Annotated in this window: 28 protein-coding genes and 1 pseudogene; all 29 read left to right on the top strand. The window is 47.7% G+C overall.

Features of this window, described 5'->3' with window-relative positions; all coding sequences use genetic code 11:
- Nucleotides 1-59: 59 nt before the first annotated feature.
- Nucleotides 60-332 (top strand): hypothetical protein, encoded by a 273-nt coding sequence (locus H9L42_RS01215; RefSeq protein ID WP_417891347.1) that lies wholly within the window; start codon nucleotides 60-62, stop codon nucleotides 330-332.
- A 144-nt stretch (nucleotides 333-476) separates the two neighbouring features.
- Complete coding sequence (locus H9L42_RS01220; RefSeq protein ID WP_087226343.1) at nucleotides 477-854, top strand: replication initiator protein A; 378 nt, start codon at nucleotides 477-479, stop codon at nucleotides 852-854.
- Nucleotides 855-1,113: 259 nt separating this feature from the next.
- The gene (locus H9L42_RS01225) at nucleotides 1,114-1,467 is read left to right on the top strand and encodes a DUF3796 domain-containing protein (protein WP_187301637.1); all 354 of its coding nucleotides are present in this window, start codon (nucleotides 1,114-1,116) and stop codon (nucleotides 1,465-1,467) included.
- A complete protein-coding gene (locus H9L42_RS01230; RefSeq protein WP_187301638.1) occupies nucleotides 1,464-1,658 on the top strand; it encodes a helix-turn-helix transcriptional regulator in 195 nt (64 codons plus the stop codon). The genes H9L42_RS01225 and H9L42_RS01230 overlap by 4 nt, the downstream gene beginning before the upstream one ends.
- 130 nt (nucleotides 1,659-1,788) lie before the next feature.
- A complete protein-coding gene (locus tag H9L42_RS01235; RefSeq protein WP_187301639.1) occupies nucleotides 1,789-2,208 on the top strand; it encodes an RNA polymerase sigma factor in 420 nt (139 codons plus the stop codon).
- Nucleotides 2,201-2,443 (top strand): helix-turn-helix domain-containing protein, encoded by a 243-nt coding sequence (locus H9L42_RS01240; protein WP_187301640.1) that lies wholly within the window; start codon nucleotides 2,201-2,203, stop codon nucleotides 2,441-2,443. Before H9L42_RS01235 ends, H9L42_RS01240 begins: the two co-directional genes overlap by 8 nt.
- Before the next feature lie 121 nt (nucleotides 2,444-2,564).
- Nucleotides 2,565-2,774 (top strand): hypothetical protein, encoded by a 210-nt coding sequence (locus H9L42_RS01245; RefSeq protein WP_243235591.1) that lies wholly within the window; start codon nucleotides 2,565-2,567, stop codon nucleotides 2,772-2,774.
- 103 nt (nucleotides 2,775-2,877) lie between these two features.
- Complete coding sequence (locus H9L42_RS01250; protein ID WP_243235592.1) at nucleotides 2,878-3,150, top strand: DUF3847 domain-containing protein; 273 nt, start codon at nucleotides 2,878-2,880, stop codon at nucleotides 3,148-3,150.
- 218 nt (nucleotides 3,151-3,368) lie between these two features.
- On the top strand, nucleotides 3,369-4,874 hold the full coding sequence (gene mobQ, locus H9L42_RS01255; protein ID WP_187301642.1) for a MobQ family relaxase: 1,506 nt from the start codon (nucleotides 3,369-3,371) through the stop codon (nucleotides 4,872-4,874).
- 68 nt (nucleotides 4,875-4,942) lie between these two features.
- On the top strand, nucleotides 4,943-5,707 hold the full coding sequence (locus H9L42_RS01260) for an alpha/beta hydrolase (protein ID WP_187301643.1): 765 nt from the start codon (nucleotides 4,943-4,945) through the stop codon (nucleotides 5,705-5,707).
- A 260-nt stretch (nucleotides 5,708-5,967) separates the two neighbouring features.
- The gene (locus H9L42_RS01265) at nucleotides 5,968-6,147 is read left to right on the top strand and encodes a transposon-encoded TnpW family protein (RefSeq protein WP_187301644.1); all 180 of its coding nucleotides are present in this window, start codon (nucleotides 5,968-5,970) and stop codon (nucleotides 6,145-6,147) included.
- 28 nt (nucleotides 6,148-6,175) lie between these two features.
- Nucleotides 6,176-6,679: pseudogene (locus tag H9L42_RS01270) on the top strand (type IV secretory system conjugative DNA transfer family protein); the annotation flags it as partial.
- Nucleotides 6,680-6,770: 91 nt separating this feature from the next.
- On the top strand, nucleotides 6,771-8,651 hold the full coding sequence (locus H9L42_RS01275) for a recombinase family protein (RefSeq protein ID WP_187301645.1): 1,881 nt from the start codon (nucleotides 6,771-6,773) through the stop codon (nucleotides 8,649-8,651).
- 26 nt (nucleotides 8,652-8,677) lie between these two features.
- A complete protein-coding gene (locus tag H9L42_RS01280) occupies nucleotides 8,678-9,034 on the top strand; it encodes a TnpV protein (RefSeq protein WP_187301646.1) in 357 nt (118 codons plus the stop codon).
- 187 nt (nucleotides 9,035-9,221) lie between these two features.
- A complete protein-coding gene (locus tag H9L42_RS01285; protein WP_187301647.1) occupies nucleotides 9,222-9,839 on the top strand; it encodes a TetR/AcrR family transcriptional regulator in 618 nt (205 codons plus the stop codon).
- Between the two features lie 19 nt (nucleotides 9,840-9,858).
- Nucleotides 9,859-10,071, top strand: a complete 213-nt coding sequence (locus H9L42_RS01290) for a cysteine-rich KTR domain-containing protein (RefSeq protein WP_178631701.1) — start codon at nucleotides 9,859-9,861, stop codon at nucleotides 10,069-10,071.
- 84 nt (nucleotides 10,072-10,155) lie between these two features.
- A complete protein-coding gene (locus tag H9L42_RS01295) occupies nucleotides 10,156-11,904 on the top strand; it encodes an ABC transporter ATP-binding protein (RefSeq protein WP_187301648.1) in 1,749 nt (582 codons plus the stop codon).
- Complete coding sequence (locus H9L42_RS01300) at nucleotides 11,901-13,649, top strand: ABC transporter ATP-binding protein (protein WP_187301649.1); 1,749 nt, start codon at nucleotides 11,901-11,903, stop codon at nucleotides 13,647-13,649. Before H9L42_RS01295 ends, H9L42_RS01300 begins: the two co-directional genes overlap by 4 nt.
- An 18-nt stretch (nucleotides 13,650-13,667) precedes the next feature.
- Nucleotides 13,668-14,255, top strand: coding sequence for an MptD family putative ECF transporter S component (locus H9L42_RS01305; protein WP_187301650.1), 588 nt, complete (start codon nucleotides 13,668-13,670; stop codon nucleotides 14,253-14,255).
- Nucleotides 14,255-14,998 carry an energy-coupling factor transporter transmembrane component T gene (locus tag H9L42_RS01310; protein WP_187301651.1) on the top strand — a complete coding sequence of 248 codons (744 nt, stop codon included), beginning with the start codon at nucleotides 14,255-14,257 and terminating at the stop codon, nucleotides 14,996-14,998. Before H9L42_RS01305 ends, H9L42_RS01310 begins: the two co-directional genes overlap by 1 nt.
- Nucleotides 14,995-16,494 carry an ABC transporter ATP-binding protein gene (locus H9L42_RS01315; RefSeq protein WP_187301652.1) on the top strand — a complete coding sequence of 500 codons (1,500 nt, stop codon included), beginning with the start codon at nucleotides 14,995-14,997 and terminating at the stop codon, nucleotides 16,492-16,494. The genes H9L42_RS01310 and H9L42_RS01315 overlap by 4 nt, the downstream gene beginning before the upstream one ends.
- A gap of 1 nt (nucleotide 16,495) precedes the next feature.
- Complete coding sequence (locus tag H9L42_RS01320; protein ID WP_070088004.1) at nucleotides 16,496-16,867, top strand: metal-dependent transcriptional regulator; 372 nt, start codon at nucleotides 16,496-16,498, stop codon at nucleotides 16,865-16,867.
- Between the two features lie 542 nt (nucleotides 16,868-17,409).
- Nucleotides 17,410-18,576 carry a MobA/MobL family protein gene (locus tag H9L42_RS01325; protein ID WP_465270631.1) on the top strand — a complete coding sequence of 389 codons (1,167 nt, stop codon included), beginning with the start codon at nucleotides 17,410-17,412 and terminating at the stop codon, nucleotides 18,574-18,576.
- Between the two features lie 401 nt (nucleotides 18,577-18,977).
- Entirely contained in the window at nucleotides 18,978-19,556 is a 579-nt protein-coding gene (locus H9L42_RS01330) for a TetR/AcrR family transcriptional regulator (protein ID WP_187301653.1), read from the top strand.
- A gap of 110 nt (nucleotides 19,557-19,666) precedes the next feature.
- Complete coding sequence (locus H9L42_RS01335; protein ID WP_187301654.1) at nucleotides 19,667-20,281, top strand: class I SAM-dependent methyltransferase; 615 nt, start codon at nucleotides 19,667-19,669, stop codon at nucleotides 20,279-20,281.
- A 4-nt stretch (nucleotides 20,282-20,285) separates the two neighbouring features.
- Entirely contained in the window at nucleotides 20,286-20,891 is a 606-nt protein-coding gene (locus H9L42_RS01340) for a class I SAM-dependent methyltransferase (protein ID WP_187301655.1), read from the top strand.
- 12 nt (nucleotides 20,892-20,903) lie between these two features.
- Entirely contained in the window at nucleotides 20,904-21,809 is a 906-nt protein-coding gene (locus H9L42_RS01345; RefSeq protein WP_187301656.1) for an alpha/beta hydrolase, read from the top strand.
- Nucleotides 21,810-21,853: 44 nt separating this feature from the next.
- Nucleotides 21,854-22,228 carry a class I SAM-dependent methyltransferase gene (locus H9L42_RS01350; protein ID WP_243235593.1) on the top strand — a complete coding sequence of 125 codons (375 nt, stop codon included), beginning with the start codon at nucleotides 21,854-21,856 and terminating at the stop codon, nucleotides 22,226-22,228.
- A gap of 4 nt (nucleotides 22,229-22,232) precedes the next feature.
- Nucleotides 22,233-22,697 carry an L-2-amino-thiazoline-4-carboxylic acid hydrolase gene (locus H9L42_RS01355; protein ID WP_187301657.1) on the top strand — a complete coding sequence of 155 codons (465 nt, stop codon included), beginning with the start codon at nucleotides 22,233-22,235 and terminating at the stop codon, nucleotides 22,695-22,697.
- The last annotated feature ends 18 nt before the right edge of the window (nucleotides 22,698-22,715 follow it).

Consider the following 22,715-nt stretch of genomic DNA (forward strand, 5'->3'; position numbering starts at 1 on the left):
CAGGAAAGGCACTTCTTCGGGAGTGTCTTTTCTCTTGCCGGAAAGGAGCAGATATGAGATTGAGCCGTTATGAGAAAGAAACCATTATCCTTTTGAACGCCGCCGAGGACACCGCCAGTATCTACACCGCAGACCCCGTATGGAAACGGAAACTTGATAAACTGGTGGAGAAAAATCCACAGTGTTATCAATGTGTCAAGGCTGATGAAGTCAGCAAGACCTATACCATGCCGAAGCGGTTTATCAGTCTGCGGTCAAAGGAAAAGACCGTCACGCTCACAGAGGAACAGAAAGAACGGGCAAAACAGAGATTGCCGAGGACGGACAGATGAGGGCGTTTTGGGCGTGTTCTATGCTTCACAAGCCCTATTCCAATAGGATTTTGAGAAGCCGGAAACCTCACAAGGTATTAGGATATGCCTGCCCCCTGTTTGTTCCGTCTGCGCTGTTTGAGGTGGGAAAGGAGGATTGAGCGAATGGGTTTTCCATACTTCTATGGCAGAGCCGCCGAACAGTACGCATTTTACCGCATACCGAAGCTGTTGTTTTCTGATGAACGCTTTGAAGCCCTCTCCACAGACGCAAAACTGCTGTATGGTATGCTGATAGACCGCATGGAGCTTTCCATGAAGAACGGTTGGACGGATAAGGACGGGCGTGTGTTTATCTACTTCACACTGGAGGACGCAAGGGAACGGCTGAAATGCGGCACTGAAAAGATTGTGAAGCTGTTTGCCGAACTGGACAGCGAGAAAGGTATCGGGCTGATTGAGTGCGTCCGGCAAGGCTTAGGCAAGCCGAACATTATCTATGTCAAGAACTTCATGGACGATACTTCCCTCTATGACTGGTAGGCGTGGGAGGGAAAGGGTTTGGGAAAGGAAAGGATAGGATTGATAGATAAGTCTGTTATACTTGTATTGATATAATCAGCTTTATACACTTCGATAACCGAAATTCAAGAACTACGAAAATCGAAACTCTTGAACTTCGATAATCGAAATTCAGGAACTACGGAAACCGAAAGTCAGAGGTATTGACTTCCATTTTTGTTTGTGGTATATTTATAACATAAAGATATAAATACACCACAATCAGAACGGAGGATATTCTATGAAGAAGATGAATTATTTAGGGCTTTTATCGTTACTTTCTCTCATTGCAATATTAGGGTGGCAAACTGGAAATACCGGATTGTATGGATTTTTTGGCTTTGCCTATTACATTCGTTACTTTTGGGTTATTCCAGATGAACTATTTCAAGAAAATGTCCGAAAATCCGCTACTTTTGCTTTTTTTGCAGAAATGATTTCCCTTGTTCCGCTTATGTTTATTTGTGCAACGCTTTATGATATTTCTTCTGCTATTCCTATGGCTTTTGGATTAAGTTTTGCTATTGCTATTCTTATGTTTACAGTTGTTTTAATGATACAGGAATGGAAAGAGCGAAAAGGGGCGCAGGAATGATAAAAAACAGGATTAAGGAGTACAGAGCCAAATATGATATGAAACAGGACGATTTAGCCAAGTTAGTTGGAGTACGCCGTGAAACGATAGGCAACCTTGAAAAAGGCAGGTACAATCCCTCTTTGGTATTAGCGTGGAATATCGCTAAAGTGTTTGATGTGACAATCGAAGAAATCTTTACAGTGGAGTAACCGAAAGAAGCGTTTTTTGATATGCAGTATCAAGAACGCTTCTTTTTGTTTTCAAGAATATCGGTGCCGTTCTCCACCTCTCCCGTCTGCTTTGCGCAACTATCACACAAGCAGACAGGAGGAAAATCGAATGAGCGAAAACATAGAAATCTTGCAACGCCAGTTTGACGCATACTGTACAAAAGTCTTGAAATATGCCGCCATTACCTACTATCACGCCAACCGCCGCCGAAAGGCGCATGAAGTGTCCTTTTCTTCCCTACTGGAAAAGGATTTAGCCGAGGTCAGTACCACAGACCGCTACCCTTGTATGCTTTACTATTTCCAAGTGAGGGAATGGCTTGTTGAGGTGCAGAGTGAGCCGTTGGGGAACGCCATAGGACGGCTTACCCCGTACAGACGGGAAATCATCTTGCTGTCCTATTTCTTAGGCTTCAAGAACAAAGAGATTGCCGCCCTCTACGGCTGTAACCCTAAAAATATCAGCTACCACAAAATGAGGGCTGTCCGGCAGATACGGGCAGAAATGGAGGTGCGCCGCCATGAGTAGGAAATACAAAGACCGCTATCTGCCCGTTGAGGTAATCATAGCCGCCACACAGGGAGAAGCCGCCGCCATTCAGACGGTATTGAAAACTTATGAAAGCTATATCCGCAACAAATGTATCAAGACAGTTTATGATGAAAGGGGGCTTGTGCATTACGGGATAGACACCGATAAAAAAGACTTCATGGAACGCCGCTTAATTCATGCTGTCGTGGAGAATTTCAAGATAAACAGATAAGGCGGCAGGACAGACAGGGGCAGTCAGAAAAAAGCTGATTGCCCTTGTTGAATAGGGATAGAAAACACAGGCGAGGTGTGGTAAGATAAGGACATCAAAACGGAGTTTATAAGGAGGTCTTTTGAAAGTGGAAGAATTAAAAATGATTATGGAAAAGTTTGTGGCTTCTGGTTGGGATTTAATTGCAAATCCGGCACAAGCATGGTTAGACGGTAAAGGTAATACCGAAGCCCTCATAACAGCAATAAAACAAGCTGATAAAGAGTGCGGCAGTTGTGGTTGCGACCTTGACCCCTTGTATAAAAAAGCGTTGGAGATATTAAACGCATAATAATTAAATAACCGCTACCCTCACAGTAGCACCACCGAGCAGGAAATCCCGAAACGGACTTCCTGCTTTTCTTATGCCCGAAATCAGAAAGGAGATTGTAACCATGACAGACATTGAAGAAAAGATTGCAAAAGCCGAGGAAGAAATCCGGCAGTTGCAGAACAGAAAGCGGAAACTTCTCAATCAGAAAAAGGACGCAGAACGCAAGGCAAGGACACACCGCCTTATTGAGCGTGGGGCGATACTGGAAAGCCTGTTGGAGAAGCCGGAACAGTACAGCAACGACCAGATAAAGGGCTTGTTAGAGGTTGCTTTTCAGACCGCACAGGCACAGGAACATTTACGGAAAATCGGGGAAGAAAACGGGGAGAATTAAATCTCCCTTGCTTGACAAGGGCGCACTTATACACCTTTACAGGTGTGTGCGCTCTGCCGAGGGCTTTTATCAGCGTTCCGCTGATACAGGGGAGCTACACTCCCCTGCGGGAATTTCATTCCCTACCCCTTGTGTACTTCACGCCAGACGATACCCTGCTTTGCAGTCTATCGTCTGCCATGAAGTCTGAATATGCCGCCCGAAAGGAGGTTGACAGCGTGGCGATATATCATTGCAGTATTAAGATAATCAGCAGAGGGAAAGGCAAGTCAGCCGTTGCCGCCGCCGCTTACCGAAGCGGGGAAACCCTCACAAACCACTATGACGGCGTTACGCATGACTTTACAAGGAAAGGCGGTATCGTGCATACGGAAATCCTCTTGCCGCCCCATGCGCCGCCGGATTTTGCAGACCGTTCTATCCTTTGGAACAGCGTGGAGAAAATCGAAAAAGCCAAGAACTCACAGCTTGCAAGGGAGATTGAAATTGCCTTGCCCGTAGAACTGGACAGGGAACAGCAGATACAGCTTATACGGGAATATGTGAAAGAAAATTTTGTGTCCGTTGGAATGTGCGCCGACTTTGCCATTCACGATAAACAGGACGGAAACCCTCACGCCCATATCATGCTTACCATGCGCCCGTTGGAGCAGTCCGGCGAGTGGGGAGCGAAGTCAAAAAAGGAATATCTTTTAGACAAGGACGGTCAGCGTATCAAGCTGAAAAACGGCACATTCAAGAGCCGCAAGGTTGATACGGTTGACTGGAACAGCCAGGAGAAAGCCGAGGTATGGCGGCAGGCGTGGGCGGATATTGCAAACCGCTATCTTGCGGCGCAGGACAGACCAGAGCGCATAGACCACCGTTCCTATAAGCGGCAAGGCATAGAGCAGATACCTACCGTCCACATGGGCGTTGCCGCCACCCAAATGGAGCGCAGAGGGATTGTGACGGAGAAAGGCGAGCATAACAGAGAGATACGGGAGCAAAACCGACTGTTAAAGGAAGTCAAACGCCGGATTGCCGCCCTCACAGCATGGATAAAAGAAAAGGCTTCACAGGCAAAGGAAAATCAATCGGTCAATCCTTTCCCTTCCGCTCCTATCCCTTCCGAGCGTTCCGAACAGCCGCCTACCCTTTTAGAATTGCTTAACCGAGCCTATACAGAAGCCGCCAAGCCGCAGAGCCGGTACGGAAAAATCCAAGACTTGAAGCTGTACGCAAAGGCGTTTCAATTCTTGCAGAGCAGGAATATCACTACCCTTGTGCAGTTGCAGGAGGTTGTGTCGGATATGAAAAAGCGGTACTGGAATACCAACGGGGAAATCAAGCAGACGGAAAAGCTACTCCATGAGCGCAAGGAACTGATAAGCCAAGCCGAGAAATATCTGGAACACCGCCCCACCTACAAGGCGTATATGCAGACCAAGCCCAAGAAGCAGGAGGATTTTTTTGAAAGCAACCGAGCCGCATTGATTTTGTATCAGAGTGCCGAGCGTTATCTCAAAGAGCATTTAGGGAAAGACAACGTGCTGAAGCCGAAAGCATGGAAAGCCGAGGTTGCCGACCTTACCCAAAAGAAAAGCCGCTTGTACGGCAGTTTGCAGACCTTGAAAGCGGAGGTGCAGGAAGCCGAAGCAGTCAAGAAATGCGTGGAACAGGCGGTACAGCCGGAGCAGACCAGAGCCAAGACGCAGAACAAACGGCGTGATATGGAATTGTGATTGCGCCGGATAAGTGGTATAATGGCGGTATTGAAAGGCAACAAAAATAGAATTGAGGTAAAATAAAAATGGTTGAATTACATGGAAAAGCACCATATAAGACCGTTTTAATTCATGGAGGTCCTGGGGCAATAGGTTCTTTAAAAACCTGTTCAGAAGAATTGAGCAGATTGACGGAAAGGGGAGTTGTTGAAGCATTGCAATCCCAATATTCTATAGCTGAATTGATTGAAGAATTATATTTGCAGATTATAGAATATTGCCAAGAAAAACCGACTTTAATCGGTCACTCATGGGGAGCATGGTTAGCTGTTTTATTTGCAGAAAAATATCCAAAGCTATGTAAAAATATTATCTTAGTTGGTTGCCCGCCACTTGCAGATAAATATGTTAAAGAAATATCTTTGCGAAGATTGCGAAATCTTTCGGGCGAAGAAAGTAAAATCTTTCAGAGAATGATAGATAATGTGGCTACTGATGAAGATATAAAAAAGATACCCAGTATTTTAGAAAAATCGGATAATTATTACCTTGAAAGCAGCGAAAAACTCATAGTAGATAAAGCAGATAATGAAATGTATAACAGAATTTGGAACGAGGCTACTAAGTTAAGGACGAATGGAGCATTATTGACAGCGTTTAAGAATATTCAGAGCAAACTATTTTTAATACAGGGAGTATGCGACCCTCACCCGATAGAAGGAGTAATTAAACCGTTAGAAGAAAACGGTATTTCATGCAAAACTTATATTTTAGAAAAATGCGGTCACAATCCATTCATGGAGAAATATGCAAAAGAAAAATTTTATGATATTCTTCAAGCTATTATATAACTCCCTGTTTGTCACTTTGAAAATGCCTTGTATTGTTACGCATTAGGCGGCTTCAAACGCCTATTCTACAAGGCTTTTTAAGCGTCAAAATCGCAAAGACGATATTTTATACCTTTACCCTCAAAAATGGGCTTCTATTGCGTAACGCAGCCACTAAAAAACTGAATAACTGCTACCCTCACAGTAGCACCACCGAGCAGGAAATCTTGAAAAAAAGGACTTCCTGCTTTTTCTTTTGCCAAAATCAGAAAGGAGAGCCTATGCAGGAAAACACACAAACAGCCATTAAGACCACTGCCGCCCCGAAGCCGCATACCGTCAAGCGGAAAATCGGCAAGACCACCTATGAATTATCGCTTCATTTCAGCCAGACAAGCACAGAGCGCATGAGCGATAAAGTCATGCGGCTACTGGAAAATGACCTGTCCGCAAAGAAATGAGGAAAACTTTTCTCTATGTCCTTGACAAACAGACCGAAAGGGGACTATCCTTGTGGAGTGCGGCAAGATGCTCCAGCGGGGTGCGCCCAAGCTGGGCAAGGACGGCAAGCCCGTGAAGGACAAAAACGGTAAGGTCATTTACGAGCCGTACCGGATCAAAGTCCTGAACACCATCAACTTCAAAAAGTCGATGCACTATAACCCTTTCGCCTACATCCACTCGGAGAAGGACATCTTGAAGCTGGTCACGACCCTGATTGCAAATACCAAGGGCGAGGGCAAGGCCGGGGACGATTTCTGGGTGAAGGCTGAGACCCTGCTGTACTGCGCTCTCATCGGGTACATCCACTACGAGGCTCCGGTAGAGGAACAGAACTTTTCCACCCTGATCGAGATGATTAACAGCATGGAAGTCAGAGAAGATGATGAGGAATATAAAAATGCCGTTGACCTGATGTTCGACGAGCTGGAATCCCGCAAGCCCAACCACTTTGCGGTGCGGCAATACAAGAAATATAAGCTGGCGGCGGGAGATGTATGCTCTAAGTGACTTCTTAATCATGGTTTTTGTCATGGTTAGTGAAGCAGTCACTTAGAGCATTTTCATCTCAGGAGGTACAGCCATGAGAAACGAGAAAATCACCCCACTGTATGAGCGTTTGAGCCGCGATGATGAGTTACAGGGCGAGAGCAATTCAATCTCCAACCAGAAAAAGATGTTAGAGGAGTTTGCCCGCCGGAATGGGCTGCCGAACCCCACCCACTTCACCGATGACGGCGTATCGGGAACCCGTTTTGACCGCCCCGGCTTTCTGGCGATGATGGAGGAAGTCGAGGCCGGACGGGTGGAGGCCATCGTCATAAAGGACATGAGCCGCCTGGGGCGCGACTATCTGAAAGTCAGTCAGGTCATGGAGATTTTGCGGCAGCGTGGTGTCCGGCTGATCGCCATCAATGACGGTGTGGACAGTCTGAAAGGTGACGACGATTTTACTCCGTTCCGCAACATCATGAACGAGTTTTACGCCCGTGACACCAGCCGGAAAATCCGCTCCGTGTTCAAGTCAAAGGGCATGAGCGGCAAGCACCTGACCGGCACCGTCATTTATGGCTACCTGTGGGACGAAAAGCGGGAACACTGGCTTGTTGACGAAGAAGCCGCCGAAGTAGTGCGACATATTTTCGCGCTTGCGATGGAGGGCTACGGCCCCTATCAGATTGCAACCAAGCTGTCAGAAGAAAAAATCGAAATACCCGCCGTTCACCTTGCCCACTATGGCGAGGGAGTGAACAAAAATAAGACCTTTGCGGATATTTACCGTTGGAGTGCCTCTACCGTTGTTGAAATCCTAAAAAAGCGTGAGTATTTAGGTCATACGGTCAATTTTAAGACCCGCAAGCACTTTAAGGACAAGAAAAGCCACTATGTTGACGAAAGCGAATGGACGATTTTCGAGAATACCCATGAGGCCATCATCGACCAGGAAACCTTTGACAATGTGCAGCATATCCGGGGAAACGCCAGACGCTACCCGGACGGCTTTGGGGAGGCCCATCCCTTGACCGGCCTGATGTACTGCGCCGACTGCGGCGGCAAGATGTATGTTCACCGTACCTACAACGGCAAGCGCGTCCCGCAGTACACTTGCGGCCAGTATGGGAAGTACCCTATCGGCTCCCTTTGCCCTACACAGCACCGTATCAAGGCCGAAGCTGTTCTGACCCTGATTGCCGATATGCTCCGGGCCATCGCGGAGTATTCTAAAAATGACCGGGCTGAGTTCATCCGCACCGTCCAGGAAACGCAGGCCGCCCAGCAGACCGCCGATATATCCAAGAAACGGAAACGGCTGGCCGCCGCTCAAAAGCGGGCCGGAGAACTGGAACGGCTGATTTGCAAAATCTATGAGGACAACGCCCTGGGTAAGCTGCCGGACGCCCGGTATGAGGCCCTGGACGCACAGTACGCCAAAGAGCAGGACGCCCTTAATGCGGAAATCGCGGAACTGGAAAAGGCCGTTACCGGCTATGAGCAGAGCCGGAAATCTGCGGAGAAGTTTATCGCCCTGATTGACAAGTATGAGAATTTCGACACGCTGACAAATACCATGCTCAACGAGTTTGTAGAGAAAATCCTTGTCCATGAACGCGCCCGCAAAGGCAGCCAGGACACCACGCAGGAGGTTGAAATCTATTTCAATTTTGTGGGCCGGTATATCCCGCCCGCCTTGCAGCCGGTTCCCCTGACCCCGGAGGAACAGGAAGAACTGCGGAAGAAGGAGGAACGCAAGGACAGGCTTCACCAGAACTACTTGCGCCGCAAGGCAAGCGGCAAGCAGAAGGAATGGGAAGAACGCTATAACGCCAAGCGCAAGGCAAAAATGGAGGCGGCAAAGGCCGCAATCCGGGCCGAGGACATGGAGAAGGGCATTTTTACCACCGTCAGCCAGTTACCCAGGCAGGAGCCACGCAAGGCAACCGTATCGGCCAGTGCCGCAGTTTAACCATCACAGTGCAAAGGAGGACGAACATGAACAAATTGACTTACACCCGCTGCGGGGATTACTACATCCCCGACCTGAAACTTTCCGAGCAGCCGGAGGTCCCCATTGGCAAGTATGGCCGTATGCGGCAACGCTACCTGAAGGAACACTGGCCCGGCCTTTACAGCAGCTTGATTTTGAGCGAAAAGCTGTACCCGCACCTGTTGGAGATTGACCGGGCGGCGCGTGAACGGATGGATGCCATGCTGCCACGCATGATGGAGGCGGCGGGCGTTACCGAGGAACTGAAAGCCCGTGACCCCATGCGCTGGGTGGAGCTGATGAACACGCTGAAAGCGCAGGCGGAGGAAATAATCTATTACGAACTAATTTTAGAAAGTTGAATAACTAAAAATGCGAAAAAATTGACGTAACCAATGAAATTATAGTCTGTTTGGTTACGTCAATTTTTTATCGAAACACGAAATCTATGTGGCCCTCTTGACAACTTTGATTTCTTTGATATAATTAAAACAGCGTTTTTAATACAATGTTTTTGAAACGATGTTTTAAAAGAAAGGTAGGCAATCAATGGCAAGCAGAATCGAAGAATTTGATGAGAAGATTCTTGCCTGCGCGAAAGAAGAATTTTTAGAAAAAGGCTATACAGATGCCTCGATCCGGACGATTGCTCAAAACGCCGGTGTCAGTACCAGCACAATATATACGCGGTATTCGGATAAAGAGGGATTATTCCGATTTCTTGTTGAACCAGCAGCTAACGGCCTGAAAGAGCTGCTAAGGCAATCATTAAGCAGCTTTTCTTCTTTGACGGAGCGCGAGCAAAACGAAAAATTTATGGAGTATTCAGACCGTGGCTTTGAACTTGTGATTGCATATATCTATGAATATTTTTCTGAATTTAAGTTGCTGATTACCGGAGCGCCGGGGAATTATTATCAGGAATTTTTGGAAGGTTTAGTGGAACTGGATACGGATTGTACAAAGAAATTTTTGATTCGGGTTGGAAGTAAAGCTATGTCGGAAGGGCGAATTACAGATGGATTCTTACACGTTGTTTCCAGTGCTTTTTACTCTGGCATATTTGAAGTGGTAATTCACGACATGCCGATGGAAGAAGCAAAGAAGTATATCAATGAGCTACGCGCTTTTTATGGGAATGGCTGGAAAGAATATTATCGAAAATAGGAAAGAAGGTGCGAAGGAAATGCAGAAAACAGAAGGTTTTTGTGTGGACGAAAGTGGATGGATACACTGCCCTTTTTGTAAATGCAGAACACGGACAAAGATACGGGCAGATACTTCATTGAGGAACTTTCCAATATTTTGTCCCAAATGCAAGCAGGAATGTTTGATAGATGTTGACAATATGAAAATACGATTATCAGTAGTGCCAGACGCTAAGACGCAGAGCCGATAATTTGTTTGTGTAAATCACATGACAGATTATCGGCTTATTCTTTTAAATTAGAGTTAGCTCTTTCTAACCAAAGGAGGGATTTATATGAATCAGTCGCAGGGCGGAAATCCATTTGGCAGGCTTGTAGAGTTTGCCAGACCGCATAAGACTGGCTACATCGTTTCTGTTGTTCTTGCTGTATTGGGAGTTGCCTTTGGTATCGTTCCCTATTTTGCAACAGCCAGAATGACGATTGAGTTACTCTCCGGAAATCGGGATTTATCATTTTACATGGTATGGTGTTTGATTTCCGGCGGCTGCTTTGTCTTAAAAGCAATATTAATGGGAATATCCACGAGGGCATCCCATGAAGCAACCTTTGAAGTGCTGTCGGAGGCAAGGCGGAAAATTGCTTCAAAACTTACTAGAGTGCCTATGGGCTATATTCTCAATACTCCGTCCGGGCAGCTAAAAAATGGCATGGTGGAACGCATTGAACAGTTAGAGGTTCCCCTTGCTCATGTAATCCCGGAAATGACTTCCAATCTTCTTGTACCAATCGCAATCATCATTTACCTGTTCATTCTGGACTGGAGAATGGCGTTAGTATCGCTGATTACGATTCCGGTTGGAATGATGTGCTACATGGGAATGATGAAAGAATATCCCAAGAAGTATGGGGAAGTTGTAAAAGCCGGAAATCACATGAGCGCAACAACGGTAGAATATATCAACGGTATTGAAGTCATTAAAGCATTTAACCAAGCAGATAATTCCTATCAGAAATTTACAGATGCCGTCCATGCAAATGCAGACCTAATCTTAGACTGGATGAAAGATACACAAAAGTATTCAGCGGTTATGATGAGTGTATGGCCTGCGGCACTGATTAGTGTACTTCCCGTTGGATGTCTGTTTTACATGAATGGTTCCCTGTCAGCCGCAACCTTTATTACGGTAACTGTCCTGTCATTGGGAATTGCAGGCCCGCTTGTAGCCGCAATGTTCTTTACCGATGATATTGCAAAAATAGGCACTGTAATGGGTGAGATTGACGGTATATTAAACCAGCCGGAGCTTATCCGGCCAGAGGAAAAATGCGATTTGCAAAATCTTGATATTTCTCTGGAAAATGTCCATTTTGCATACGAGGAAAAAGAGGTATTGAAAGGAATTGATCTGACAATTCCACAGGGAAAAATCACAGCTTTTGTAGGGCCGTCCGGCAGCGGAAAATCAACGATTGCAAAATTGATTGCGTCTTTTTGGGATGTGACCGGTGGCCTGATTACAATTGGTGATAGAAGCATAAAAGAAATTTCTACCGACCAACTGAACGATTTGATTTCCTATGTATCGCAGGACAATTATCTGTTTAACGATACGGTGCGTAACAATATCCGTATGGGCAAGCCGGAGGCAAGCGATTCCGAAGTGGAACAGATTGCAAAGGCTTCCGGCTGCCATGAGTTTATTATGAATCTTGAACATGGATATGAAACCGTGGTTGGCGGTGCCGGAGGGCATTTGTCAGGGGGAGAACGCCAGAGAATTGCGATTGCCAGAGCTATGCTGAAAAACGCCCCGATTGTAATTCTTGATGAAGCAACTTCCTATACTGACCCGGAAAATGAAGCGGTAATACAGGAAGCCATCAGCCGACTAACAAAGGGCAAAACATTGATTGTAATTGCTCACCGCCTGTCAACAATAACGGACTCAGACCAGATTGTTGTTGTGAAGGATGGAATGATTCAGGCAAAGGGAACGCATGAGGAATTGTTAAAAGAGTGCAGTCTTTATCATACGATGTGGACGACTCACATGGACGCAAAGGAGGTGAAAACAGCATGATACGTTCTTTTCGTAAATTTTTTGAATTTGCAGGTCGTCAGAGCCGGAATTGGTATTTGGGTCTCTTTTATGAAATCATACGCTGCATTTTAGAAGCTCTGCAATTTGCCGCTCTTCTGGTAGTTTTGGATGGATTGGTTCGTGACAATATTACAGCACAGACCGCGCTTCTTGCCTTTGGCATTATGTTAGTCAGTGTGATCGGCACCATTATTTTCTGGTATCTGGCGCATGGCAAAGAAGGCGAAGGCAGCTACCGGATGTGTGAGGACAAGAGGATTCAAATTGGCAACCGCATGAAATATATGCCAATGGGTTATTTCAACAGCCATAGTCTTGGCAACCTCACATCCGTTTCAACAGCGACCATGAGTGACCTTGAAAGTATGTCCTTTGCTATCATCGTGCGGACTTTGGTTGGTGTAATCCACGCCAGTATCTTTTCTATTGCCATGTGCTACTTTAGCTGGAAGATTAGTTTGATCTTTTTGGCTGGCGTTATTTTGTTCATGGTAATTAACACAATGCTCCTGCGCTGCTCCAAAAGATTATCTCCAAAACGGTTAGAGGCACAAACAGAATTTATGGACGCCGTATTGGAATATATACAGGGAATGGGCGTTGTGCGGGCGTTCCACATGGCAAAGCAGTCCAACACTACGCTGGAAAAATCCATTGATGAAACACAGAAGAAGAACCAGCTTATTGAAAGGCAGAGGATTCCCTATATAGCTGCCGAGCAGGTTGTCCTTCGGATTGCCAGTGCCGCCGCTGCTTTCTGCTCTATCGCTCTTTTTATAAACGGCACGCTGGAATTAACATATTGTCTGATAATCTTAGTATCGGCGTTCATGGTATATAGCCAGTTGGAAAGCGCGGGAGAAATGTTCTTTATGCTTTCAATGATCGACGCTTCTATTGATCGTGTGGAGGAAATCAACCAAAGTCCTCAGATTGACATTGACGGCAAAGAGCAGACCCCAGACCGACTGGATATTGAAATGCAGGATGTGAGTTTTTCCTACGGGGATAAAAAAGTGATCGACCATGTATCGCTTACCATCCCACAAGGAACCACAACGGCGATAGTCGGTCCGTCGGGTTCCGGAAAAACAACACTGGTAAATCTAATCGCACGCTTTTGGGATGTTGATAGCGGAAGTGTCCGTATCGGTGGCATTGATGTCAAAGATTACAAGCTGGACAGCCTAATGAAAAATATCAGCATGGTATTCCAGAATGTGTATCTGTTCCCGGACACGATTGAGAACAATATCAAATTCGGTTCCCCTAACGCCACCCATGAAGATGTCGTGAAGGCAGCAAAAGCAGCAAGGTGCCATGACTTCATCTCAGCATTGCCGGAGGGGTACCAGACGGTGATCGGGGAAAGTGGCGCAACTATTTCCGGCGGCGAAAAGCAGAGGATTTCTATTGCAAGAGCAATTATGAAAGACGCTCCTATCATTATTCTGGACGAAGCCACGGCAAATGTCGATCCTGAAAATGAGGCGGAGCTTCAGAGAGCGATTGAAGCATTGACACGGGGAAAGACAATCATTATGATTGCCCATCGTTTAAAAACCGTAAAGAATGCGGATCAAATCATTGTTATCGACCATGGTAAAATCTCTCAGCAAGGTACGCATGATGAGCTTATCAAACAAGCAGGCATTTATGCGGATTTTGTTGGCATGAGAGAAAAAGCTATCGGTTGGAAAATCAAGGCGAACAGCCTTGCATAAAAGAAAGGAGTCCCTACAATGGACAAGAAAAAATTGAATGCGAAAGACTTTATCAACATCGGTATTTTTACTGTCATCTACTTTGTGATGTTCTTTATCACGGGTATGCTGGGTTACATCCCTATCTTTGCAGTTATTATTCCATTAGTACTGGGAATACTGGGCGGCATCCCGTTCATGCTGTTTCTGACAAAGACTGGGAAATTCGGTGCGGCAACCATTATGGGTACGCTGGTCAGCGTCCTCTGTTTTCTGATGGGACAAAGCTGGATTTCGATTCCGTTTGGAATCGTATTCGGTTTCCTGGCTGATTTGATCTTTAAGGCTGGCGAATATAAAAGTTGGAAATATACTGTACTGGGATATTGCGTGTTTACCGAATGGGTGATCGGCTCCATGCTGCCTATGTGGATTATGAGAGATACTTTCTTTGAGGCGTACAGAAGCAGCGGAGGAACAGATGAATACATTAGTACCTTGATGAGTCTTACTGCAAATTGGATGCTTCCAGTAGTCATTGTTTTAGGCATCGTTGGCGGAGTGATCGGCGCTTATTTAGGCAAGGCAATTTTGAAGAAGCATTTTGTAAAGGCGGGCATTGTCTAATGAAACCAGAATTACTACTGTCAGTCGATTCGGAGCGACGTTTCTGGCTTGACCCAAGAACAAAGCTATATATGCTGGTAATATTCAGTATTGTAATGATTGACGGAAAAACGGACGGTATTAGTTTCTGGCTAAAGCCGGTTCTGGCATTAGTACCCTTTTTTCTCCTGCTTTCGGGCAGGAGGAAAAAGGCTGCCATTATTTATCTGATTGTTTTTATTGTTTCATGGACGGTAAACATATTTCTTGTTCCGTATATGGGACTGATAGGGACAATTATTATATCGCTGCTGGCTCAATTTGGAACAAGATGGTTTCCCAGCGCCATGATGGGCTACTATCTTCTTTCTACCACAAAGGTTAGTGAATTTGTCCTTGCCATGCAACGTATGCATATACCAGAAGCACTTATTATTCCATTTTCTGTTATGTTCCGGTTCTTCCCTACAATTTCCGAAGAAGCGGAATCTATTGGAAACGCTATGCGTATGAGAGGAATTACGGGGAAAAATTTTTTTAAGAATCCACAAGCAGTATTAGAATATCGAATTGTCCCCCTTATGATGTCCGTAGTAACAATAGGAAATGACTTGTCTGCGGCAGCTTTGACAAGGGGATTAGGAAACGGCAAAAAGCGTACAAGCATTTGCAGGATTGGTTTCCGTTGGAAAGATTTTGCGCTTATGCTCATTGTTACTGCCGCCCTGTTGGTGTTCCTGCTTTTTTCAGGAGGGCTGAAATGATAGAGTTTAAGGATGTGTCCTTTCAATATGAGCAAGGCAGTTCCAAAGGAAAAATCGAAAATATAAATTTGACAATCCATGACGGCGAGGTTGTTTTGATCTGCGGAGAATCCGGCTGCGGAAAGACAACACTTACCCGTTTAATAAATGGGCTTATCCCGCATTATTACGAGGGGACGCTTACCGGTCAGACGATTGTGGAAGGGATAGATGTAAAAAATGTATCTCTGTATGCATTGTCCGGCGTTGTTGGCTCCGTCTTTCAGAATCCAAGAACACAGTTTTTTACGGTGGATACCACCAGCGAAATTGCGTTTGGATGCGAGAATTTGGCAATCAGTGCAGATGAAATCAATTTGCGGATAGAAAAAACGGCAGGCGCATTAAAAATTGAAGATTTATTGAATCGGAGCCTGTTTGCACTATCCGGCGGCGAAAAACAGAAAATTGCCTGTGCGTCCGTTTCCGCAATGGAGCCCGATATATTTGTACTGGACGAGCCATCTTCCAATTTAGATATTAAATCAATCAGAGAATTAAAAAATGTATTGCGGGAATGGAAAACACAAGGGAAAACGATTGTGATTGCGGAACACCGCCTGTATTACCTGATGGATATTGCAGACCGCGTTTTGTATATGCAGGACGGACAAATAAAAGAAAACCTTTCCATCTCTGACTTCAAAAAGAAATCTACGGATGAATTGCACACGCTGGGTCTTAGAGCTTTACAATCCGAAGATTTTAGCAAAATGCAAAGCGTAGTGTGTGCGACAAAGCAACTATATATCAGGGACTTTGAAGCCTCTTATAAAAATGCTTCCGATGGGAGAAAGAAAAAGCGAAAGGTGCTGGATATATCAGAGTTGATGATACCGCAAGGTGCGGTGGTTGGTGTAATCGGAAACAATGGAGCCGGGAAAACTACTTTTGCTTACAATCTATGCGGATTGCTCCGAACCGCAAAAGGCTACATGAGCATGAATGGAAAAACTTATATGCAAAACCAAAGACTCAAGACCTGTTATATGGTTATGCAGGATGTAAACCACCAGCTTTTTACGGAAAGCGTAATGGATGAAATTTTGCTTGGTCTGGATAATTCGGATGTGGGAAAAGCGACATCTGAGGCAGAATGTATTATGGAAAGCCTACATATTTCAGAATTTAGAAATGCCCATCCAATGTCATTGTCTGGAGGTCAGAAGCAACGGGTAGCTATTGCCAGCGCGATTGCGTCCAATAAGCAGGTTATTATCTTTGACGAGCCTACAAGCGGGTTGGATTATCGGCACATGAAAAAAGTAGCAGGAAATTTGAGGGAATTAAGTTCACTGGGGAAAACACTGTTTATCGTTACTCATGACCCTGAACTGATCGCGGAGTGCTGCAATTACTTTATCTTTATTGAGAACGGAAAAGTGTTATGGAGTGACGGCTGGAACAGAATAAGCCGAGAACGGTTGCAAAGGTTCTTTGCCTTTGAAGGTGATTAAAATGAAACTTCATGCGTCCGGGGAGGACTACCTGGAAACCATCCTTGTTCTCCAAAAGGAACTCGGTATGGTGCGCTCCGTAGATGTGGCCCGGCACATGGAGGTGTCAAAGCCCAGCGTGTGCCATGCAGTGGCTACCTTGCGGGACGGCGGCTTTCTCACAATGGACGAAGATCACTTTCTCCATCTGACCGATGTGGGCCGCGAGGTTGCCGAAAAAATCTATGAGCGCCATTGTTTCTTTACCGAGCAGCTTATCGCCGCAGGCGTTGACCCCAAAATTGCGGAGGCCGACGCCTGCCGGATTGAACACATTATCAGCGATGAGAGCTTTTCGCGGCTGAAAGAGGCAGCCGCACAAGAGCAAGAATAAACCGAATAAGACAAGCTATCCTGCCCCGCTAAACGGGGAAAGAAAAAAACCGTTGCAGGGCAGGTAGCTTCGTGCGCCCATAATGGATTTTCAGGGTACTGCGGCGGTTTTGAGTAACATCAAGGCCGCCGTTCCTTATGCCCTCGACAAAGGAGTGACGCCTATACGCTGACACGGCGGCTTTAGGAGAGAGCCGCCATGAAGCACACTGACCGCCGACAAATTCAGACGATATTTGCACTATCGTCAAAAAAAGCCCGGCCACCAAACAGGCCCCGTCTGGCAGCCAGTGCGAAAATTGTCACAATGTAACTGAATACCGTATTTTTTGCGCTCGAATAGCTTTCTGCTGTCCGGGCGTTTTTTCATACCTGTGGGGCCGGAACATCGGGCCAACATGGCCCGAACCCTGTCCCCGGTGCCGTTCCCCGCCGCCCCGTTCAGATTTTCCCGCAAAAATCTGAACGGAGGAAAGGCCGATGGAAGTCACCATCAATTATAACGGACAAGCTGTGCTGCAAGACTTTATCCGGGAGTAGTTTGTGGCCGATGGAATGTGCGCCGACGCAGCCATCCACGACACCGACGGTCACAACCCTCATGCCCACATTCTCTTGACGGTGCGCCCGTTGGACGAACAAGGCAAGTGGCAGTACAAGACCGAGAAGGAATATCTCTGCATGAAAAACGGCGAGGAACGCGGTTTTACTGCCGCTGAGTTCCGGACGGCGCAGGCTGATGGCTGGGAGAAGCAATATCCCTACAAGGTCGGCAGAAAGAAGGTGTACATGACACCATCTGCTGCTGAGACGCAGGGGCTTGTCCGGGCTGACAAGCATCCCAAAAGCACCCGCTATGGCAGGCAGAACCCCATCTCCGAACGCTGGAACAGTGAGGAGCAGCTTGTGGCATGGCGGGCGGCGTGGGCTGACGTGTCTAACCGCTATCTGGAACGTGCGGGACGGGAGGAACGCATTGACCACCGAAGCAACGCCGCGCGGGGTATTGATGAGATTCCCACCATCCATGAGGGCGTGGCGGCGCAGGCGTTGGAGCGCAAGGGAATCATTTCTGACCGCTGCGAGATCAACCGGCAGATCAAGGCAGACAATGCGATGCTGCGGGAATTAAAAGCTGAAATTAAGAAACTGGCCGCATTAGTTGCCCGCACCGTTCCTGCCATAGCAGAAGGGCTGGAGAAGCTGCGCAGCCGTGTGCTGATCTACTGTTATCAGCTCTCTCACATTTGCAGTGGCAAATCTCATATTCAAAAATCTCTTGCCGTATGGAAGCCAGAACTGGAGCGTTACACCGGTCTGGTGCAGCAAATCAAGGCAAAAAGCAAAGAGCGCAAAACACTGGTTGCCGAGAAAAAGGAATTGCCAATATACCATGTAAAACGCCACAAGGCGCTGGCTGTCCGCATTGCCGAGCTGAAAGCGCAGGCTGCGGATTTTGACCCGGTAGAGCTGTACAAAGCACGGCAGGTCATCCGTCCTGCGCAGGAAAAGGCGGCAGAACAGCAGTTAGAGGATGCCATGCACGAGAAGCCTTCTCTTATTATGCTGCTCAGCGCCAAGCAGGAAACATCCCACCTGCTTGGCGCGGATGCAGAAGAACGGCAGGCGCGACAACTCATTATGCACAGAAATCAAGAGCAGTATCGAAATTCTCTCAGTAAACGAAAAAGAAATGACCCTGAGCGGTAATCATGTATAAAGACGGTGGCTCATACGAGTCGCCGTCTCTATACATGGGGCATGTCGTTGAGCGTTGTGCAGATCGTTCCATAGGAAGATTATTGCAGATATTATATGTCGTTCATGTTGTGTTAATTCCTGCTTTTTTCTTGTAATCAATCCATCCGTGCAATATGAAACAAAATGGGTATCAGAACGCAGCGTTTGGATGCTTCGCTCTGATGCCCTTTTACGATATAGTTTCTTTTACCGCGGCGACAACGATTACCGGAATTCCAGCGTCTCTTTCTGCAACGCTGCACCCCTTTTGATTAGTGATTTTTTCTCCGCACCTCTTGCAAAACAGAAAAAAGCGCGGTATAATATGACCAGAAGAACCGAAACGGTCATATTTCAAGGAGGGTGCGACCTTGGCTTTTACCGATTACGAGACTGAGCAGCTCCGCAAGGCGTTGCTGAAGGAAACGAGACATTGTGCTGTCACGCTGGGGATGAAGAAAACCTCCGTAGAGCAGCTGACGAAGGCGGTCGGCATTGCAAAGGGCTCGTTCTATAAATTCTACGAATCCAAAGAAATGCTTTTTTTCGCGGTTTTGGAGAACGTTCACTCCGAGCTTTACGGAGTGGCTGACCATGCACTGAGCGAAGCAAACGGCTTGCCGCCGTCGGAGCGTGCGGCAAAGGCGGTTCTTGCCGTCTGCCGGCGGCTGTCCGATACCGGCGACATGGTTTTCATTGAACATGACGCCAAGTTGCTTTTACAGAGATTGCCGGAGGGCGTCAAAAAGGAACATTACCACGATGACGAAACGCATATTCGTCAGCTCTTGGAAAAATATGATTTGATGCCAAAGCGCGGCGCCTCTTTGGCTGCCGCGACGGTGCGGGGACTGATCCTCACAGTTTCCCATAAGGAGCAGATTGGGGAGTTGTATCCGCAGGTGCTGGAAGCACTGGTGTACGGCGCTTGCAGGGAGTTATTTAAATAAGCGGAAGGCCGCAGAGATGCGGCTTTTCCAAGGTGTAATGGTTAGCGCAATCTAACCGCTCGGATGCACGCATCGGTTAGGTTAATCTAACATCGAAAGGAATGATAGCGATGCAGGAACACAAGGACTTCTGGGACAAAAATGCCGGTCGGTACGACCGCTTTATGCGAAAGGATCGGGCGGCGTATGACGAGATGTATGAGTTGATCCGGTCAATTGTGCGGCATAAAACGGTGCTGGAGCTGGCGACCGGCACGGGATTGATTGCAAAACACATCGTGAACGCGGCGGCACACATCGAGGCGACGGACGCCTCTGCGGAGATGATCGCCGAGGCGAAGCGGGATAACCGCTCTGCCAAGCTGCACTTCTCCGTGCAGGATATGTTCCGCCTGCCCTATGCGAACCAGTCCTTTGATGTAGTGATCGTGTCCAACGCGCTGCATATCGTGCCGCAGCCGGAAAAAGCCCTGCAAGAGATAAAACGGGTACTGAAAGACGACGGCACGCTCATCGCGCCGACCTTCACCCACGCGGGAAACTCGTTTTCCGGCAAGGTCAAAGCCTTTTTCATGAAACTGGCAGGCTTTCCTCTCCACAGCAGATGGACGAGCGCGGAATACCTGCGCTTTCTAAGTCAGAATGGCTGGACGGTGCGGAAAAGCGCTGTTCTAAAGGCGTCCTTCCCGCTGACCTATGCGGAATGTGTGAAATCGGAGGTGTGATAAGATGTCATTTTTTGAGAACACCAGAAAGCCTGTGGGGCTTGGCGGGAAAATCATGGTCGCCATGATGAACCTGGGGCACAGTCCTGTGGCACGGTGGGGACTTCGCTTTTTGGAGCTTACTCTGGACGCCAAGGTGCTGGACTGCGGCTGCGGCGGAGGAGCGAACATCAAGAGACTTCTGAAAAAATGCCCGGAGGGTATCGTGAAGGGCATCGACTATTCGCTCGTCAGCGTGGAGAAATCCAAAAAGGTCAACGAGGCCGCCATAGCGGAGGGCCGCTGCACCGTTCTGCAAGGCAGCGTGGCGAATATGATCTTTGCAGGCGACTGGTTCGATGCGGTAACGGCCTTTGAAACCGTCTATTTCTGGCCCGATCTGCCGCAGTGCTTCCGGGAGGTTTACCGGGTGCTGAAGCCCGGCGGGACATTTCTCATCTGCAACGAGAGCAGCGGTGATACGGACAAGGACAAGAAGTGGACGGCGATCATCGGCGGCATGATCATCTATAAGGACGTTGAATTAAAGGCGTATCTGGAGCAGGCAGGCTTTCACGATGTGCAGATACACAAAAAGAAAAGCTGGCTCTGCATTACGGCGCGGAAATGAGGGGGCTGAATCATGAGTATCTTTGCATCTATCTTACGCAGCGTATACAAGCTCTCTGGCGCGAAAAAGGCGTTCGCCTTGCCGGAGGATGCACTGCGAAAGGAAATTGAAAAGCAGAACCGGCATCGTGGCGTTTTTACGCCCACCGACCGCAAGGCATATTATGAAACGATCGCGGTAAACGGCTTTCCCTGCCTGATCGTGCGAGAGCATCCGAAGCCGTCCGAGCGCGCGATTCTCTATTTCTTTGGCGGCGGCATGGTGATCGGCCCCGATAAGGGCGACCTGCCTGTGATGCGCAAGCTCTGCCGCGAGACCGGCTGTGATGTGTGGTTTCCGTTTTACCCGCTCTGCATGGAACACTGCATTACTGAAACCTACGCGATGGTGTACGAATGTTATCGAAAAATGATTACGCTGTACGGCGGCGGAAATGTCAGTACCTGCGGCTTTTCCTCCGGCGGTGCGTTGGCGCTTGGCATTGCGGCGCATAACAACGCCCAGCCAGAGCCACTGCCGCAACCGAGGCACATTGTCGCCGTATCCCCCGGCGAGGTGCCGTGGAACGATGCGGAAAGGGCGCGGATGCAGGCACTCAATAAACGGGACGTTTCCATCGACTATGCCTTTATGGTGACGGTGGAAAAGTTCATGCGGCATGGCTGCGAGAATGTGCCGGACTATATGCTCTCCGGCTCACGGGGAGATTTTACCGGCGTAGGCGATATTCACTTCTTCTATTCTGCCGACGAGGTGCTCTACGGCGCATTGCCGGACTTTGAGGAAGCCTGCAAACGGGCAAATGTCCCCTATACGGTGTCCGCCCGCCCGAAGATGGTGCATTGCTACTGTATGCTGCCGATCTTTCAGGAAGCGAAGGAGGACTTCGCAAAGATCGTGGATTTTTTGAAGAGATGAGACTGGAAACGGGCGCGTGATGATTGAAACACGGAGGGAAGGCCATGGAACGAAAAGAAGCCATTCGCGGTGCGTACCGAATGACGGGCGGAAACAGTTTTTATGACGGCATGATCACCTGCTCCACCCTGAGCGGGAAAGCGGTGTGCCGCTTGGTGTGGGCAATGAACAAGGCGGAAAACGACGCCTATCTGGAAAAGGCAATGTCCGGTATTCCGGAGCATTTCTCCGGCAAGCTGCTGGAAGTGCCGGTGGGAAAAGGGATTCTGACCATGCCGGTTTATCAGACTATGCCGGAGGCGGACATTACCTGTCTCGATTATTCGCCCGATATGATGAGGCAGGCACGGGAAAAGGCTGACCGCCTGCACCTGAAAAATGTAACCTTCCGGCAGGGAGATGTGGGAGCACTCTCCTAACCCTATGGCATACAACGAGTTGTTCGCCCTTGCCTTCGTTGCGCCCTATGTGGCAAGCGAAAAGAAAATTCCACCAACGGCCGTGCAGGAAATGATGCGCCGCTCACTCTATCATATCAAGTGGTATTTTGCAAAGACCGACTTGAATACCGACAAGGGCAAGGCGGAGAACAAAAAGAGCGTTGTCAAATACGCCAAATGGTACACGCCCGAAAAGGAAGCGAAATACCCGACCTCCTTCAAGGTGGATTTTGTCGGGCAGCCGTATGAGGGTGCCTGTTACTACCGCATTACCCGCTGCCCGATTTGCATTTACGCGGAGAAACTCGGTGTTTCCGAACTCATGCCGTTGTTCTGCGAACTTGATGAAGTGATGATCACGCTTCAGCACGGCGTGCTGCACAGAAAACAGACGCTGGCGAATGGCGGAGAGTATTGCGACTACTTTATTACCGGAAACAGAGAATAAACGGAGAAGCTCGTATCG

This window comes from Zhenpiania hominis, from assembly GCF_014333425.1.
In the GTDB taxonomy this organism is placed as follows: domain Bacteria; phylum Bacillota; class Clostridia; order Peptostreptococcales; family Anaerovoracaceae; genus Hominibacterium; species Hominibacterium hominis.

Excerpts from the sequence above, each read along its gene's own strand:
- H9L42_RS01285 (WP_187301647.1), top strand. The coding sequence starts at position 9,222 with ATGGCAAGCAGAATCGAAGAATTTGATGAGAAGATTCTTGCCTGCGCG.
- H9L42_RS01235 (WP_187301639.1), top strand. The coding sequence starts at position 1,789 with ATGAGCGAAAACATAGAAATCTTGCAACGCCAGTTTGACGCATACTGT.
- H9L42_RS01290 (WP_178631701.1), top strand. The coding sequence starts at position 9,859 with ATGCAGAAAACAGAAGGTTTTTGTGTGGACGAAAGTGGATGGATACAC.
- H9L42_RS01265 (WP_187301644.1), top strand. The coding sequence starts at position 5,968 with ATGCAGGAAAACACACAAACAGCCATTAAGACCACTGCCGCCCCGAAG.
- H9L42_RS01250 (WP_243235592.1), top strand. The coding sequence starts at position 2,878 with ATGACAGACATTGAAGAAAAGATTGCAAAAGCCGAGGAAGAAATCCGG.
- H9L42_RS01260 (WP_187301643.1), top strand. The coding sequence starts at position 4,943 with ATGGTTGAATTACATGGAAAAGCACCATATAAGACCGTTTTAATTCAT.
- H9L42_RS01240 (WP_187301640.1), top strand. The coding sequence starts at position 2,201 with ATGAGTAGGAAATACAAAGACCGCTATCTGCCCGTTGAGGTAATCATA.
- H9L42_RS01305 (WP_187301650.1), top strand. The coding sequence starts at position 13,668 with ATGGACAAGAAAAAATTGAATGCGAAAGACTTTATCAACATCGGTATT.
- H9L42_RS01230 (WP_187301638.1), top strand. The coding sequence starts at position 1,464 with ATGATAAAAAACAGGATTAAGGAGTACAGAGCCAAATATGATATGAAA.
- H9L42_RS01315 (WP_187301652.1), top strand. The coding sequence starts at position 14,995 with ATGATAGAGTTTAAGGATGTGTCCTTTCAATATGAGCAAGGCAGTTCC.
- H9L42_RS01345 (WP_187301656.1), top strand. The coding sequence starts at position 20,904 with ATGAGTATCTTTGCATCTATCTTACGCAGCGTATACAAGCTCTCTGGC.
- H9L42_RS01280 (WP_187301646.1), top strand. The coding sequence starts at position 8,678 with ATGAACAAATTGACTTACACCCGCTGCGGGGATTACTACATCCCCGAC.
- H9L42_RS01350 (WP_243235593.1), top strand. The coding sequence starts at position 21,854 with ATGGAACGAAAAGAAGCCATTCGCGGTGCGTACCGAATGACGGGCGGA.
- H9L42_RS01355 (WP_187301657.1), top strand. The coding sequence starts at position 22,233 with ATGGCATACAACGAGTTGTTCGCCCTTGCCTTCGTTGCGCCCTATGTG.
- H9L42_RS01295 (WP_187301648.1), top strand. The coding sequence starts at position 10,156 with ATGAATCAGTCGCAGGGCGGAAATCCATTTGGCAGGCTTGTAGAGTTT.
- H9L42_RS01340 (WP_187301655.1), top strand. The coding sequence starts at position 20,286 with ATGTCATTTTTTGAGAACACCAGAAAGCCTGTGGGGCTTGGCGGGAAA.
- H9L42_RS01320 (WP_070088004.1), top strand. The coding sequence starts at position 16,496 with ATGAAACTTCATGCGTCCGGGGAGGACTACCTGGAAACCATCCTTGTT.
- H9L42_RS01335 (WP_187301654.1), top strand. The coding sequence starts at position 19,667 with ATGCAGGAACACAAGGACTTCTGGGACAAAAATGCCGGTCGGTACGAC.
- H9L42_RS01275 (WP_187301645.1), top strand. The coding sequence starts at position 6,771 with ATGAGAAACGAGAAAATCACCCCACTGTATGAGCGTTTGAGCCGCGAT.
- H9L42_RS01300 (WP_187301649.1), top strand. The coding sequence starts at position 11,901 with ATGATACGTTCTTTTCGTAAATTTTTTGAATTTGCAGGTCGTCAGAGC.
- H9L42_RS01220 (WP_087226343.1), top strand. The coding sequence starts at position 477 with ATGGGTTTTCCATACTTCTATGGCAGAGCCGCCGAACAGTACGCATTT.
- H9L42_RS01225 (WP_187301637.1), top strand. The coding sequence starts at position 1,114 with ATGAAGAAGATGAATTATTTAGGGCTTTTATCGTTACTTTCTCTCATT.
- H9L42_RS01310 (WP_187301651.1), top strand. The coding sequence starts at position 14,255 with ATGAAACCAGAATTACTACTGTCAGTCGATTCGGAGCGACGTTTCTGG.